This is a genomic window from Ensifer sp. 1H6, from assembly GCF_001976035.1.
Classification (GTDB): domain Bacteria; phylum Pseudomonadota; class Alphaproteobacteria; order Rhizobiales; family Rhizobiaceae; genus Ensifer; species Ensifer canadensis.
The window spans coordinates 15,885-28,799 of the sequence record NZ_MOAI01000052.1; the positions used below are offsets into that span (position 1 = coordinate 15,885).

Annotated in this window: 15 protein-coding genes and 5 pseudogenes; 11 read left to right on the forward strand and 9 right to left on the reverse strand. The window is 57.9% G+C overall.

Annotated elements, in window-relative coordinates; genetic code table 11:
• Positions 1 to 20 precede the first annotated feature (20 nt).
• The gene (locus BKP54_RS33085) at positions 21 to 431 is read left to right on the forward strand and encodes a helix-turn-helix domain-containing protein (RefSeq protein ID WP_041692952.1); all 411 of its coding nucleotides are present in this window, start codon (positions 21 to 23) and stop codon (positions 429 to 431) included.
• A 235-nt stretch (positions 432 to 666) separates the two neighbouring features.
• Here the strand turns inward: BKP54_RS33085 and BKP54_RS33090 are convergent, their stop codons facing one another.
• The gene (locus BKP54_RS33090; protein WP_084815610.1) at positions 667 to 1,320 is read right to left on the reverse strand and encodes a hypothetical protein; all 654 of its coding nucleotides are present in this window, start codon (positions 1,318 to 1,320) and stop codon (positions 667 to 669) included.
• A gap of 224 nt (positions 1,321 to 1,544) precedes the next feature.
• Between BKP54_RS33090 and BKP54_RS33095 the strand changes: the two genes are divergently transcribed.
• From BKP54_RS33095 to BKP54_RS33100, 3 genes and pseudogenes are all read left to right on the forward strand, one after another.
• Positions 1,545 to 2,051: a hypothetical protein gene (locus tag BKP54_RS33095; protein ID WP_025430842.1), complete on the forward strand. Its 507-nt coding sequence runs from the start codon at positions 1,545 to 1,547 to the stop codon at positions 2,049 to 2,051.
• 39 nt (positions 2,052 to 2,090) lie between these two features.
• A pseudogene (locus tag BKP54_RS36235) lies at positions 2,091 to 2,168 on the forward strand (DUF2200 family protein); the annotation flags it as partial.
• 102 nt (positions 2,169 to 2,270) lie between these two features.
• Positions 2,271 to 2,807: an AAA family ATPase gene (locus BKP54_RS33100; RefSeq protein ID WP_192435011.1), complete on the forward strand. Its 537-nt coding sequence runs from the start codon at positions 2,271 to 2,273 to the stop codon at positions 2,805 to 2,807.
• A gap of 188 nt (positions 2,808 to 2,995) precedes the next feature.
• Here the strand turns inward: BKP54_RS33100 and BKP54_RS33105 are convergent.
• A pseudogene (locus BKP54_RS33105) lies at positions 2,996 to 3,739 on the reverse strand (complex I NDUFA9 subunit family protein); the annotation flags it as partial.
• Positions 3,740 to 4,281: 542 nt separating this feature from the next.
• A pseudogene (locus BKP54_RS36965) lies at positions 4,282 to 4,488 on the reverse strand (NYN domain-containing protein); the annotation flags it as partial.
• Positions 4,489 to 4,601: 113 nt separating this feature from the next.
• On the opposite strand from BKP54_RS36965, the gene BKP54_RS33115 reads away from it, so the two are divergent.
• The 3 genes and pseudogenes from BKP54_RS33115 to BKP54_RS33125 form a co-directional block, all read left to right on the forward strand.
• Positions 4,602 to 4,964, forward strand: a complete 363-nt coding sequence (locus BKP54_RS33115) for a co-chaperone GroES (RefSeq protein WP_025430838.1) — start codon at positions 4,602 to 4,604, stop codon at positions 4,962 to 4,964.
• Positions 4,964 to 6,598: pseudogene (gene groL, locus BKP54_RS33120) on the forward strand (chaperonin GroEL). The gene BKP54_RS33115 and the pseudogene groL overlap by 1 nt, the downstream one beginning before the upstream one ends.
• A gap of 129 nt (positions 6,599 to 6,727) precedes the next feature.
• Positions 6,728 to 6,941 (forward strand): annotated as a pseudogene (locus BKP54_RS33125) (IS5/IS1182 family transposase); the annotation flags it as partial.
• 410 nt (positions 6,942 to 7,351) lie between these two features.
• Here BKP54_RS33125 and BKP54_RS33135 read toward each other — a convergent pair.
• Positions 7,352 to 7,639, reverse strand: a complete 288-nt coding sequence (locus tag BKP54_RS33135) for a hypothetical protein (protein ID WP_084815612.1) — start codon at positions 7,637 to 7,639, stop codon at positions 7,352 to 7,354.
• Positions 7,640 to 8,269: 630 nt separating this feature from the next.
• Here BKP54_RS33135 and BKP54_RS35970 point away from each other — a divergent pair.
• From BKP54_RS35970 to BKP54_RS33145, 3 genes are all read left to right on the forward strand, one after another.
• Positions 8,270 to 8,440, forward strand: coding sequence for a hypothetical protein (locus BKP54_RS35970; RefSeq protein ID WP_158071747.1), 171 nt, complete (start codon positions 8,270 to 8,272; stop codon positions 8,438 to 8,440).
• A gap of 215 nt (positions 8,441 to 8,655) precedes the next feature.
• Positions 8,656 to 8,871 carry a hypothetical protein gene (locus BKP54_RS33140; RefSeq protein ID WP_025430833.1) on the forward strand — a complete coding sequence of 72 codons (216 nt, stop codon included), beginning with the start codon at positions 8,656 to 8,658 and terminating at the stop codon, positions 8,869 to 8,871.
• Positions 8,872 to 9,054: 183 nt separating this feature from the next.
• On the forward strand, positions 9,055 to 9,426 hold the full coding sequence (locus tag BKP54_RS33145; RefSeq protein WP_025430832.1) for a hypothetical protein: 372 nt from the start codon (positions 9,055 to 9,057) through the stop codon (positions 9,424 to 9,426).
• Between the two features lie 98 nt (positions 9,427 to 9,524).
• On the opposite strand, the gene BKP54_RS33150 is transcribed toward BKP54_RS33145, so the two are convergent.
• The 5 genes from BKP54_RS33150 to BKP54_RS33170 all read right to left on the reverse strand — a co-directional run bounded on the left by BKP54_RS33150 (position 9,525) and on the right by BKP54_RS33170 (position 11,860).
• Positions 9,525 to 9,833, reverse strand: a complete 309-nt coding sequence (locus tag BKP54_RS33150) for a hypothetical protein (protein WP_084815613.1) — start codon at positions 9,831 to 9,833, stop codon at positions 9,525 to 9,527.
• A gap of 340 nt (positions 9,834 to 10,173) precedes the next feature.
• A complete protein-coding gene (locus tag BKP54_RS33155; RefSeq protein WP_025430830.1) occupies positions 10,174 to 10,677 on the reverse strand; it encodes a DUF892 family protein in 504 nt (167 codons plus the stop codon).
• 141 nt (positions 10,678 to 10,818) lie between these two features.
• Positions 10,819 to 11,154 (reverse strand): hypothetical protein, encoded by a 336-nt coding sequence (locus tag BKP54_RS33160; protein WP_084815614.1) that lies wholly within the window; start codon positions 11,152 to 11,154, stop codon positions 10,819 to 10,821.
• A gap of 65 nt (positions 11,155 to 11,219) precedes the next feature.
• Positions 11,220 to 11,537 carry a hypothetical protein gene (locus BKP54_RS33165; protein ID WP_084815615.1) on the reverse strand — a complete coding sequence of 106 codons (318 nt, stop codon included), beginning with the start codon at positions 11,535 to 11,537 and terminating at the stop codon, positions 11,220 to 11,222.
• Positions 11,538 to 11,665: 128 nt separating this feature from the next.
• Positions 11,666 to 11,860 (reverse strand): hypothetical protein, encoded by a 195-nt coding sequence (locus BKP54_RS33170; protein ID WP_084815616.1) that lies wholly within the window; start codon positions 11,858 to 11,860, stop codon positions 11,666 to 11,668.
• A 567-nt stretch (positions 11,861 to 12,427) separates the two neighbouring features.
• On the opposite strand from BKP54_RS33170, the gene BKP54_RS33175 reads away from it, so the two are divergent.
• Positions 12,428 to 12,724 carry a type II toxin-antitoxin system RelB/DinJ family antitoxin gene (locus tag BKP54_RS33175; RefSeq protein WP_084815617.1) on the forward strand — a complete coding sequence of 99 codons (297 nt, stop codon included), beginning with the start codon at positions 12,428 to 12,430 and terminating at the stop codon, positions 12,722 to 12,724.
• Positions 12,725 to 12,915 lie beyond the last annotated feature (191 nt).

Sequence of the window (12,915 nt, forward strand, 5' to 3'; positions counted from 1 at the left end):
TTTCAGCATCAGGCACAAGGATGATACCCTTGGACAAACATTTCCATGCCGATGCGCTGCAAGGATCTGAGGATAATGGTCTGTTCAGACCGATCCAAGGAAACGGGGTGTGCACGCTGCTGGGCGACAAATGGACTGTTCAAGTCCTTTGGCGCCTTTCGCTCGCGAAGGAGCATCGGCTCCGTTTCTCAGCCCTTAAGAAAGAGGTTGATGGCGTCACCCAGCGGATGTTGACGCTTACGCTGCGCAATCTGGAGCGTAGCGGCCTCGTTGTGCGCCATTATTTTCCTGAAGTGCCGCCGCGTGTTGAATATGAGTTGACCGAGATGGGAGGCGGGGCCTTGCGCGCCCTTGAAGGGTTCAACTTTTGGGTTCGTGATAATCTGCACACCATCCAGGAATACCGTCGCGCTTACGACGATGCCAAGTAGTTAATCCAAGCGTCGTTTCTACTCGACGACTGCGGAAAGCGCTCCCAAGGGATTCGACTCCGATCGAGAAAGGGTCGCCTCCTCGTAGGCCGCGCCAACTCGCTCGCTCTGAGGCGCATCCACCGCCGGGCAACCTGCTCACGCTCCGTCCGGGGCTGCCGTGACGGCTGCATTTGTTTGAACTGAAGCCGAGTGTCATGGAACATCGCCAACTGATCAATCTCCTTCGTGATGACTAGCCCACAGCTCGCCTAGGGACAGCAACCCGCTTCGAGCAGGCGAAGGTATAGAAGCGCTCTTCGATATCCCAAATCCAGCCGACGAGTTCCAGCGCAACCCGGAGCGCGCCAAGAAGACCAGTCTGAGTAAGCAACTCGGCGACAGCGCGATATGCCACTGCCTGAGGATCTTCCAGGATTGGACGTATCTGGTCCTGAAACGTGGTTAGGTCCATGCCGGCATCGGCCCCTTCGGGACTCAAATACGGAATCCCCAGGCTAACCAGAATTACCGATAGGGTGAGCTTGCAAGCGGCCTTGCAGAGCTTGCAGGGCAATTCCTTCTGTAAATCCGTGGCAGTCTTCCTGAAGTTCCCGATGGTAAGTCGGAATGCAGCGCCAGCCTGGGAAACTATCCGGAGCTTAAGGCTACGGAATTCACTTTTGGCATGGAGGATATAGAGTTCGACGCGCCCTCTCAGGCCATCACCGACGAGGTTTCCTGGGTTATCGTGCGACTTGACTACACCCCGCAATTTCTCGAGCAGAACGACAACATAACCATCGTGCTCTGTTACCTGCAAATCGTGTTCGTAGATATACTCGCCTTCGCCTTCGATCTCGATGATCTCGGCAAGATCCTCACGCGTTATTGTCGAGCGAACTTGCATTGAAGGGCTCCCGATCTCCCTTGGAAAGAGGATCCATCGTATGACAGCGAGTGTCTGAGAAACATTCGCCCGAAAGTAGAACCATGCCGCAAGCCTTCGTTGTCCGAGGCCCCTGGCCAATCGGCTTGCCGTGCGCCACTTCACCGTGCGAAATGCCACTCGACAACTCTTTGTTATTAAAGCAATCTCTGATTGACGTCTGATCGCGAGGCAAGGAGGATCACATGATCAATCTCACGCAATCGAATGGCGACGCGCTGGACCTCGATGGGACCACTGTGCTTCGCATGAGAAAGACAGTCGCTCATTGGGACAATGACCTCGGAAACACCCTGGTAAACTCCGCCCGAGCCCTGTTTGTGATGGAGGAGGCGTCTGCCGTTGCGGCACTGGTCAAGGCGGAGCTTCCGGGTCTCGATTCTCTCACACAACCGGGTGGCTCCCCCGTCTGGTTCAATCCCGCGAAATCGAGCGGGCCTATCCCGGTAGCCTCGCCGGGAAAGGATGGGATCAACTCTGCGCTCGATATTGGAGGCAAGCGCCAATATGTCCGCGAAACGCCGGAAACAGTCAGGGCGAAAATCGAAGCGGGCGGCGGTGATGTCCAGCCCCTGCCTGGCGAAGCGTTCTGGAACCAGGCTGTCGAAGCAGTGAAGGACTTCTTCGATGGGGTTGAAGACTGGGATCCAGATCGCGGAGTCGAGACACCGGAAGACCCGGCAGGATCCTAGCCCCCGCGTGCGGGCGGCGGGTGTACCCGTCCCGGAGGGATGATTACCGGAGTGGTCTGCGGCGTCAGAGTCGAGAGTATCGAAGAACCTGTCATGCGGGAAATTCGATACTTAGACACACCGGCTCCTATCGCGTCCGACCTCGCACGATCGCAGATCGGCATATTATGGATCGTCGCAGATTGCGGGAACGTCGCGTCACCTGATAAAATCAACGTTATGAATCACGCAGGCGAAATACTCATTCTCACAGGCCCACCCGGCTCCGGAAAAACTACCACGGCACTAGCCCTTGCCGAAGAACGCGGATCACCCAAGGCTCATCTTCATTCTGATGACTTCTGGCACTTCATCAAAAACGGCGCGATTCCACCCTATCTGCCCGAAGCGCATGAACAGAACGCCGTAGTCATGGATGTGATCGCAAATGTTGCCGAAGGATACGCCAGGGGCGGTTTTTTTGTCGTTGTGGATGGCATAATCGGCCCATGGTTTCTGCAACACTTCAGGAGACTCGCCGCGCCACTCCACTACGTTGTCCTGCGACCGCCGTTGGATGTGGCCATTCTTCGCTGTCAAGAGCGTGGTGGCGACACGTTGACCGACCCTGTGCCTATTACCGCACTCCATCAACAGTTCTCATCGCTGGAACAGCTTGAGCCGCATGTTCTATGTACCGATGGACAAACACGCCGTGAAACGCTCGGCATGGTGATCGAGGCGATAGAGGGCGGCAAGTTTCGTTTGGCGACATAGGCAGCTTCGAAAAGCATAGCTGCCCTCAAGTCGCATATCCCAGGTTCGGCTACGTCGCCCGGCAGATCGCTTGCCGCGACATTGTCACGACGCATGAGATCAACTTGGTTGCGCGTGAGCGGCGCCGCGGGAAGAAACTCCGTAGCAGCCGCCAAGATGTTCCATACCGCGAATGGCACAGGTACCGGCCTGGTTCGCACCTTGAATTGAATGGCGACCTTCTGAACGAGTTCCCGATACGAATAAATGCGCGGACCGGCGCACTCGAAAATCGATGCACCCGTGGGATTCTGACCCAGAGCCAAGCGGCTCACAGCCTCCGCCACGTCCTCGACATATACCGGTTGCAGCCGAGTGCTCCCTTCGCCGAACAGCGGATAGATCGGGAGGAGGCATACCAGCCTCGCGATCGTTGTGATGAACGCATCGTCGAGGCCCGTCATGACAGCGGGACGGACGATCACCGCGCCTGGAAACGCCGCCTTCACCACGTCCTCACCGCGACCCCGCGCCCGGATGTAATTCGAACGGGAATTCGGATCCGATCCGATGCCGGAAATCTGGATGAACGTCTCGACGCCGACATCCCGCGAAGCGGTCGCCAGAGCGGCTGCGGCTTCTACATGGACACGCTCGAAGGTCTCCTTACCGCGCTCGACATAAAGGCTGACCGCATTCACAACAGCGCGAGATCCAGCCACGGCAGCGACGATCGAGGATGGAACCAGTATGTCAGCTTCGATCTGCTGAGATGGCTTCTTATCGGAGGCGTTGTCCAACGTGTTCTTTGAGGGATGACGCGAGACGGCACGTACATCGATACCCTTTTCCAGAAGCCTGCGCACGATCCGCCGCCCAACGAAGCCCGTTCCGCCGAACACTGTCACAATGTTCGCGCCGGCTAAATCATTTCGACCATGTTGGTTAGCCATCGTGCTCTCTAAGGTTCTCCGACCAGCAGCGGGTCGTCAGTCGCGTTCTCCCGTTAGTTATCGGAACTTGGGCGGAATGAGTGTTTCTGGTTGCGCGAATCCCGCTGGCTACCACCTTATGGCTGGGGTTCATTCCACGGCCGATTTGAGGAAACGTTTCCAATTCGCATCCGTTCCGCAACCGTCCCCAATAGAACGAATTAATGAAGGGGTCTGTCGCGACCGTTGCTATGACGCTGAGCGCGAGGGAGATGGTCTAATCGCGAGGCATCAGTGATTAATAGTGCCGAATGGTAGGCAGATGGCAAGTCGTCAATTGCCATTGGCTGAAGGGCGACGTTCTATATTATAAGCTGAAGGAGACGAATATGGCTGCCCGAGAGCCCGGATATGCTCCGCGCGGCGGACCGCAGCCAAACCGTCGATCGCTTTGGTTCGCTCGTAAAAGCCCTTGAACTGGTGCCCCCCGATGTCGCCGGCGAACTCGCTCGATCCGCCAGTTCGCGCGACTAGCAGTTTGCTATCGGCTCGCACGTGAAGCCCAAGGGCGTCGCGGCGTTCGGCTGCTGGAGCGGAGTGGGCGTCTGAGCCGATTCCGCACCATTTGACGCGGCGATCGGTAGGAGGTTTTCCGTGTAGATGAACCTGCGGCATGCCTGACGGAGGCTCCCCGGCGTCTTTTGCTCGCTGAAGCCGAAAACATCGGTGCCTTGTTCGCGGATCCGCGACGCCAGGCGTGTGAAGCCGGAACTGACCCCTCAAAGCCTTAACGGCTATTTCTTGGCACTCCTATCAATCGAGTGCCAAAGGTGCTATGTAAGGATTGCAGCCGCCCTATGTGCCGGCAGCAGAAAGAATCTCTATGAAAATCCGTCCACTCCATGACCGCGCCGTCATCCGGCGCGCGCAAGGCTATCTCAAATCCAAGGGCGGGATCATCATTCGCGACATTACCAAGGAAAAGCCGCAGGAAGGCGAAGTGATCGCCGTTTGTCGAGGCACCCGTAATGAAGGCGGCAAGCTGATTCCGCTCGACGTTAAGGCCGGTGATAGGATTTTGTTTGGCAAATGGTCCGGTACCGATTTCAAGATTGACGGCGAGGAACCCCTGATCGTGAACGAGCCCGACATCATGGGCGTCGTCGAAAGACCGTCGCGGCCGAGAAAGCTGCCTGACAGTCGATTTCCAACCCCGCAATCTCAAGACCGAACTGGACGAACATAATGTCTGCCAAGGAAATCAAATTCTCCACTGATGCGCGCGATCGCATGCTGCGCGGTGTCGAGTTGCTCAACAACGCCGTCAAGGTGACGCTGGGCCCCAAGGGCCGCAATGTTGTCATCGACAGGGCCTATGGCGCGCCGCGCATCACCAAGGACGGGGTCGCAGTTGCCAGGGAAATCGAGCTGGCCGACAAGTTCGAGAACATGGGCGCGCAGATGGTGCGCGAGGTGGCCTCTAAGACCAACGACCTCGCCGGTGACGGCACCACGACGGCGACTGTGCTCGCTGCCTCCATCCTGCGCGAAGGCGTCAAGCTCGTCGCCGCCGGCATGAACCCCATGGATCTCAAGCGTGGCATCGACCTTGGTGTCGCTGCTGTCGTCAAGGAAATCCAGGCGCGCGCCAAGAAGGTCGAGTCTTCGGGCGAGATCGCGCAAGTCGGAACCATTGCCGCCAATGGCGACGCGACAGTCGGCGAGATGATCGCCAAGGCGATGGACAAGGTCGGCAATGAAGGCGTCATCACCGTCGAGGAAGCCAAGACTGCCGAGACCGAGCTCGACGTTGTCGAGGGCATGCAATTCGACCGCGGCTATCTCTCGCCCTATTTCGTCACGAATGCCGAGAAGATGCGCGTGGAACTGGAGGACCCCTACATCCTCATCCACGAAAAGAAGCTTGGCAATTTGCAAGCGATGCTGCCGATACTCGAGGCGGTCGTGTAGAGCGGCAAACCGTTGCTGATCCTCTGCGAGGATGTCGAGGGGGAGGTTCTGGCGACGCTGGTCGTAAACAAGTTGCGCGGTGGCCTGAAGATCGCGGCCGTCAAGGCGCCGGGCTTCGGCGATCGCCGCAGGGCCATACTGGAAGACATTGCCGTCCTCACGGCCGGCCAGATGATCTCTGAGGATCTCGGCATCAAGCTCGAGAACGTTACGCTCGACATGCTCGGCCACGCCAAGCGCGTGCTGATCGAGAAGGACACCACCACGATTATCGACGGCTCCGGCGATAAAGCGACCATCCAGTCGCGCATCCAGCAGATCAAGGCACAGATCGAGGAGACGACCTCCGACTATGACAAGGAAAAACTCCAGGAACGCCTGGCGAAACTCGCCGGCGGCGTCGCGGTCATCCGCGTCGGCGGCGCGACCGAAATCGAGGTCAAGGAAAAGAAGGACCGTATCGACGATGCGCTGAACGCCACGCGCGCAGCGGCTGAGGAAGGCATTGTTCCTGGCGGTGGTGTTGCCCTGTTGCGTGCCAGGTCGGTCCTGGTCGGACTGACCGGAGCGAATGCGGACGTCACGGCGGGCATCTCGATCGTGCTCAGGGCGCTGGAAGCTCCGATCCGGCAGATCGCCGAGAACGCCGGTGTCGAAGGCTCGATCGTCGTGGGAAAACTCACCGACAGCAGGGATCACAACCAGGGCTTTGACGCGCAGACGGAGACCTATGTCGATATGATCAAAGCCGGCATCGTCGACCCGGCGAAGGTTGTGCGGACCGCTTTGCAGGACGCGGGCTCAATCGCGGCACTTCTGATCACTGCCGAAGCGATGATCGCCGACAGTCCCTCAAGAGATTCCGCCGGGCCGGCCGGCAACGGCGGCATGGGTGGGATGGGATACTGAGAACGGTGCTTGAACGGCGTTGGTGCACGGATCGTTTGTTGGTGTGGGTTAGGCAAGAGGCTTCCGCCATAGCGATTGTAGTGTAGCCATGCCTTTCAAACACCACGCCTTGCGAAAGATAAAGTTCAGGGTGACGAACCCGGCCAACGGGACCAGCATATCGCCTTAATCAGCAGATACTGCCGGATGAAATGGCAGGCCTCCAACGGTTACGGCAAACGCTCGCTGTCGAGACCGCCATCGGGCGATACAAGTCCATCATCGGGCGGCGTTTGCGGCCCGATCGCTTCCCGTTCAGCAGACCGAAGTCGCCCTCGGCTGCGCAGTCTTCAACCGAATGCTTCCCGGGCGCACGCCCGAAATCCGTCCGCAAGGCAGCCACGGCATAGTATGCCACTTCAAAGATGCCCATCCGCTCAAGTCCGGATCTCAGCACCAAACCTGTGCAGCGGTCTTCGCGTCGTGCTCAGTATGTATTGAGAACGTCGAGGGCTTGGTCTGCATTCTCACGACTGAGGCCAGTCATTCTCCACGCATCGACCTGCGCAGGCTTGCCGCTAAAGACGTGGTAGATCGTCCAGGATCCGTCCACTTCAACACGTCGGCCGAATTGATAGCGGCCATGAATTTGGTGTGGCGCGTGGCCCTCGTTCTTCCAGCGTATAATGGTGCGTGCATGCTCTCGGTGGGGCATCGTCGTTCTCCCGTTCTTCGTATCGCCGTGATACCGATCGGTTACACCCAGCGGTACCTTCAAGCGTGTGGCTGCGAGTGAGGAATGTTCCCGGCACCATCCAATGTGATGATGCGTTCAAGTTCGTCGGGTTCGATCGCGATCAAGCGCATGCGATACTGATTTTCTATCGTTGCCGGCACTTTGATAAAGGTCGCAACGCGTCGGTAGGCAAGCCAGGAAAGGCCTTCGATGAGGACCTCGTCTTCGTCCACGTCGTAGTCGCCGGCCGCGAACGTTTCCTCGGCGTCGGGCAACTGGAAGGGCCGATTGAAGTGGATGGATCGATGGTTGGTTCGATTGAACATGATGTCTCCTTCCTACGCCGGCGTATGCGCGGCGGCGCGGTCCTGCCTGTCGAGCGTTATGCTTTTGACGAAGACGGGATCATTGATTGCTCTGTTGGACCTTGCAGATCCCGAACGAGCCTTGTCTGATATCTAGCGTTCGGCCGAGCGGACGAGTGAGGATGGGCGTTTGGTTCCGTGCCGCGCCGCCCTCCTCAAGCGTAGGTAAGAACAATTCGGCTGCAACGGTCGTTCCGCGGTTTTCGCGCCGGCTGTCGACGGATCAATGATGCGCGTTGCACTGGCTCGGACGAACAGACGGCTCGAGATCTGTTTCGAGACGCGTTGGCCGCGAGCACTGACGTGCCTGTCTGTCGAGAATTTAGGGGATTGGGGCGGTTCGAAGTTCTACCGCGAAAGCCACATCGGCCAAATCAACTTGCCTATAGCATAGCGCGTCGATTGAGTTTCAATTGAGGCGGTTGTGCCTGTCGGCCGACGTGAACTCTCCTATTCGTCCAGCTTCATCGATGTTTCTCTGGAGGTTGCGGCTCCTGTCCCACCGAGCGATCAACAGGTGCCATCGTGCGGGATAAAGCCCCGTATCCGCTGCGAATGTGGTAAGCTCTTTGTTTGGAATTGGGGACTGCCATGTCCGAGCCGAACAAGCTCTACGAAAGCGACATCATTACCCTCAATAAGGCGCCGCTGATTGGCACGCTCTGCCTGGAATGCGACGAGGGCCCGATCGAAGTGGCCCTGAACCGAACCGCTGCCGAGACGTTGCAAAAGGCGCTTCTGCGGTTTCTTGCCCGCGATTGATGATCTGACCATGCGGGCTCCCGACCGTCGCTGGTCGCCTTCGATGAAGGAGAGCCACAATGTCCTCCCGCTTGGTCTTTTCACTGTTGCTGGTGGCAGTGTCGGTTATCCTTGTCTGGGCATTCAGACCGCCTCAGGGCAACGCCGATGGTCGTCCTCCCATGCCAGATGCGGCCGGGCATGCCGTGAACACCGACGTTGGACTGCGCTGAACCATGGCGACACAACGGTTTGATCTGAAGGTCGAAGCCAACAATGTGTGGACGGTGATCGATGTCTTCACCGGGCAGCCGGTTGTTTTAGACGGTTATCTGATGTCGCATTTGCCGCGCGATGAAGCGGATGATCTTCTTGATATTCTCAATCTGAAAGACGCCATGCGCAGGGGCCTCATCCAAATTCGGCGCCGACCACCGGAAGATAAAGACTAGATCAGCCGCACCAAGACCTGCGTCCAGACGAATGGCATTCTCGGCCAAGATTCCGGTCTTGCCCGTGCCTAACAGCGGCCCTGGGCGTCACGCTCCTTGGAACCGTAATCGAAGCCACGCGTTTCCAATGTTAGACTTCGGGCACTACTGGCATTCCGCCGGCATCCCCGATGGGAAAAAATAATGAAAATCTCTCTAATTGCATTGGGCGTAGCTGCCGCTACGTCATGGTCGGCCTTTGCCGCTGAACCGGCCAAGATGGTCGATACAAAGGTGGGCAAGGTCATGACCACGGATAGCGGCATGACCCTCTACACGTTCGACAAGGACACCAAGGGCAAGTCGAACTGCGACGCCGATTGCCTGAAGATTTGGCCCGCGTTCCACGCCGCGGCAAAATCCACGGCGGCAGGCGAATGGTCGCTTGTCAAGGATACGACCGGCAAGCAGATGTGGGCCTACGACGGCAAGCCGCTTTACACCTATGCCGAAGACAAGAAGGCTGGAGACGTTAAGGGTGACGGCGTCAACGGTGTCTGGCGCCGCGCCAAGTAAATTACCCAATTGACGAAGGGCGGCCCTCGGGCCGTCCAGACTATTCATCGCCGTTTTTCGCTCTCGTAGTCAGCGGTTGCAGCATGCGAAAAACCCGATCAATGGAAAGCAGCGGATGCCGGGGAGCGACCAAACGCCATGCCGCCACCTTCATTTTCCCACCGATCCAAATCGTCATTCGAAAAAGGCGAGGAGAGCATCTCGATCTGGCCCAGCAGAACGGTGACGAGCGCTGCCTCGGAGTGAACGCCGCCTTGAAATGCCGTGATCAGAAATCGAGTTGCGGCGCGTCTTTTCGCTCGGTGCCAGGCGCCTCTGACATTGAACATTCCGGCGGTGTCGAGCACCCGTTTCAACATCTCGATATTGAGGGGAATGGGGACGTGGGGAGTTATGTTGGAAGACATCTGGTCCTCCTTTGGTTGGGGCATATCCGCAGGAAACGGTGGCTTAGAGCCTGCTCGAAAATTTGCCTGACACCACTGTGGTCTCCTTCCCGACAAATGCAATCGATAACCACGTGATGTGGCCCACCGCGCGCCAGGGCGCGCGGGACATAACCTATGGCCCATACCGGATTCTCGTATGTGTCGGCCAAGACCGCCTTTGCCCGGCTTGATAGGATCAAGCCGGGCAAATATTCACGTTAGAGCGTTCCCGGTTGAGACGGAGCGCAGAAGCGCTCTATCTCTTTGCTTTTACGCATTTCCTGACGGAAAGTCGCTTCGCACTTTCCCTGGAAATGCTTCAGGCCGCTTTTTCTGCAGTCTGATTTACGACCTTCGTGGCGATCGCGGTCAGAGCAATGTCTGTCGCCTGTTCTTCGTCGAGCGTCGTCTGAAGAAGCTTGGCGGCATCTTTCATACCCAGTTCCAGCGCCCACGTCCGCAAGGTGCCATAGCGTGACATTTCGTAGTGTTCGACAGCCTGCGCAGCCGCGAGCAATCCGGCGTCAAGCGCGGGCGAGCCTTCATACTCGTCCATGACCGATGCGCCTTCCTTGGTGATGCCCATGATTGCGTCACATGTCTTCTTTTCCGGCTTCTTGCCGATGATCTTGAAGACCTGCTCCAGCCGCTCGACATGAACCTTTGTCTCACCGAGATGCTTGATAAAGGCATCCTTCAGCGGCTTGCTCTTGGCGGCATCACGCATCTTCGGCAGCGTGTCGACGATCTTGTTTTCGGCGAAGTAGACGTCCTTCAACGTATCGTGAAAAAGCACGTCCAGTGTTTTGATTTCCTTGGCCATGATGGCTCCTGTGGTTAGAGGGTTCTCTTTCATGCTCCAGGCAACGCGCCTGGTCGTGCTGGCTGCCCATGAGAGGCGGCCAGGTATTCGAAGCTCAAGAGGGTTGGCAGACGGGCGGTCGCTGTCGGATGTGTGAGACGGCTAGCGAGCGCCCCGTTCGGGAGAAGCACCCGGTTTCGACATTTGGCCGGGATCGCGGCCCTCACGCGTTCTTGCTGTTCGGATGTCGACGATTGAGCGGTTCTTCGCTTTGGACGGAATACGTCGCGTCTCGTGCCACAGGGCACATTCCAGAAGGGACGCTTCGTCGGTGTTGCCGAACCGGTATTCATCCATGATGAACCTGGCCAGACGATCGGCTTGTATGTCGCGCGCCTGGATCCGTGTCTTTAAGCAGGTTGCTTCAAAAACCCTCCGGACCACTGAAAGTTCGTGGGGGCTAAGATGGTGGCCCTTCAGGCTGGGCAATGTGTGCATCGAATTCTCCCTTTTGGAATATGGGAAATGCGCGGCGACCGTTTGGTTGACCTCGCTGGCGGCGATCAAGCCGGAGACTTGGCGACGACATTGGAAACAGCGCCGCCTTCGTCATCCCAGCGGTCAATCGCCTCGGCTTTCGTCTGCTGAGGCGTCCGGTGTTCTCCGCTTGAGGCATCGCCACGCTCGACAAGTGCAGCGGCAAGCATCGCGTTGGTACTGACGCCGTTTTCGAGCGCAGTTAACAGGAAGCGCGCGGCGGCAAGCCGCCCACTTGGATCTACCGTCGCGGTTGTTCCGTAGAAGCCCGCCGCGGCGAGCACCTCGACCAGCAGGCTGAGGTCGTCCGTATCAAGATAATGTTCTGGGTGGCTGGAAGACATGACGTCCTCCTTCGGTTGGGGCACAGGCACAGCGCCCGCTTCAATCGCTGTCGACGAAACACCCTGCGCGCAATATCGCACTGACGCAACAGCCTGCAGACAAGCGGCGGTCATAAGTGCGCTATCGACTAATGGTGTGTCGCCGCCATCGCTCGTGCATCCATCGCGTTTGCAAGATCGAGCCGGCGGGGGCCGGCCTTAGCAAAGATCTCGCGCGCGGCAAGCGGTGCCAAACGATACGCCCGAATGAATTCTTCCAGATCGTAGACTGCGTCCCAACCGCGAAGCAGGGCCTCTCTTTCATATTTGATATGCCTGGTCATTGAAACGCTCCCGCGTGTCGGATCTTGGCGCAAACGGCCATTTGTCAGGCGGCGGAGGAAGCGTCAGATGGGGTATGTGTACTGGCTAAACGTCGTGGGGCGCACAAGGTTCCCAAATAGGGCGTCTGTATCCGATCCGGTGCTGTGTCCGCCTGTACAGCGCCCGGCGCATTCCCCTGTTAGATGATCCCCCGCTGAGTTGCGCCGTCTTTCGGTATGAGAGCTCAAGATCGAAGCGTCTATAAAGTCAAAGCGACAGCCACTTCGCATACCTTTGCCAACAGTAGATCTGCTCTCGTAATCGGAGATGAAACGATAGGAGCTACGCAATAGTGGTTGCATCCCAGATTGCGAGCGGCACTCCGGGCTTTGCCGAAATGACCGCTCGTAGCGCCACATCCGTTCATTGACGATGTTGATGTTCCGTGCGTCGCGAACGCAAAAGCGCTGGTGAGATCGCATTATGTATCGACGGGAACGTCGAGGCCGCACGTTTCACTGTTCGCGACGATACTGGATTATGTCATGCATTTGCATTACATTGATGCTTTGTGAAGGAGATATGTGATGGCTGCAAATGCACTGGTCCAGACGCGGATTGATGCCGATATTAAGGACCGCGCTACGACCGTTCTGCAGAACATGGGGTTGACCGTCTCGGATGCTGTTCGAATCCTTCTAACTCGGACGGCGAACGAAGGCTCACTACCGCTGGAAATGGTTGGTAGCAGTGACGCCCACGATACCTGGTTCCGCGCCAAGGTGTTGCAGGCTCTCGAGGACACGCGACCCGATTTCGAGGATGCTGATGCTGAGGCTCGCTTCCGCGAGCGCCGGGCGGCAGCTGTGCGTTACTGCCCTTGATCTGAACGCCCAGGATGCGTTCAGGCGCGGATACTTGGCTATTATGACCCGAGCGTCTCAATTGGGGCCGGAGAACGAACCCGCTGCGCGGGAGGGCGTCTGCGGTTGAGGTAGAGGGCACAGGCTGAAGGTTGCGCCTGGATTGAACGTCGTCCGGCAAGGGCGGAGCATGACGAGCTTCTTCAACAAGG

Coding starts and splice junctions, on each gene's coding strand:
- BKP54_RS33115 (WP_025430838.1), top strand. CDS start 4,602: ATGAAAATCCGTCCACTCCATGACCGCGCCGTCATCCGGCGCGCGCAA.
- BKP54_RS33165 (WP_084815615.1), bottom strand. CDS start 11,537: ATGTCTTCCAGCCACCCAGAACATTATCTTGATACGGACGACCTCAGC.
- BKP54_RS33160 (WP_084815614.1), bottom strand. CDS start 11,154: ATGCACACATTGCCCAGCCTGAAGGGCCACCATCTTAGCCCCCACGAA.
- BKP54_RS33170 (WP_084815616.1), bottom strand. CDS start 11,860: ATGACCAGGCATATCAAATATGAAAGAGAGGCCCTGCTTCGCGGTTGG.
- BKP54_RS35970 (WP_158071747.1), top strand. CDS start 8,270: ATGTCCGAGCCGAACAAGCTCTACGAAAGCGACATCATTACCCTCAAT.
- BKP54_RS33155 (WP_025430830.1), bottom strand. CDS start 10,677: ATGGCCAAGGAAATCAAAACACTGGACGTGCTTTTTCACGATACGTTG.
- BKP54_RS33135 (WP_084815612.1), bottom strand. CDS start 7,639: ATGTTCAATCGAACCAACCATCGATCCATCCACTTCAATCGGCCCTTC.
- BKP54_RS33150 (WP_084815613.1), bottom strand. CDS start 9,833: ATGTCTTCCAACATAACTCCCCACGTCCCCATTCCCCTCAATATCGAG.
- BKP54_RS33100 (WP_192435011.1), top strand. CDS start 2,271: ATGAATCACGCAGGCGAAATACTCATTCTCACAGGCCCACCCGGCTCC.
- BKP54_RS33175 (WP_084815617.1), top strand. CDS start 12,428: ATGGCTGCAAATGCACTGGTCCAGACGCGGATTGATGCCGATATTAAG.
- BKP54_RS33095 (WP_025430842.1), top strand. CDS start 1,545: ATGATCAATCTCACGCAATCGAATGGCGACGCGCTGGACCTCGATGGG.
- BKP54_RS33145 (WP_025430832.1), top strand. CDS start 9,055: ATGAAAATCTCTCTAATTGCATTGGGCGTAGCTGCCGCTACGTCATGG.
- BKP54_RS33090 (WP_084815610.1), bottom strand. CDS start 1,320: ATGCAAGTTCGCTCGACAATAACGCGTGAGGATCTTGCCGAGATCATC.
- BKP54_RS33085 (WP_041692952.1), top strand. CDS start 21: ATGATACCCTTGGACAAACATTTCCATGCCGATGCGCTGCAAGGATCT.
- BKP54_RS33140 (WP_025430833.1), top strand. CDS start 8,656: ATGGCGACACAACGGTTTGATCTGAAGGTCGAAGCCAACAATGTGTGG.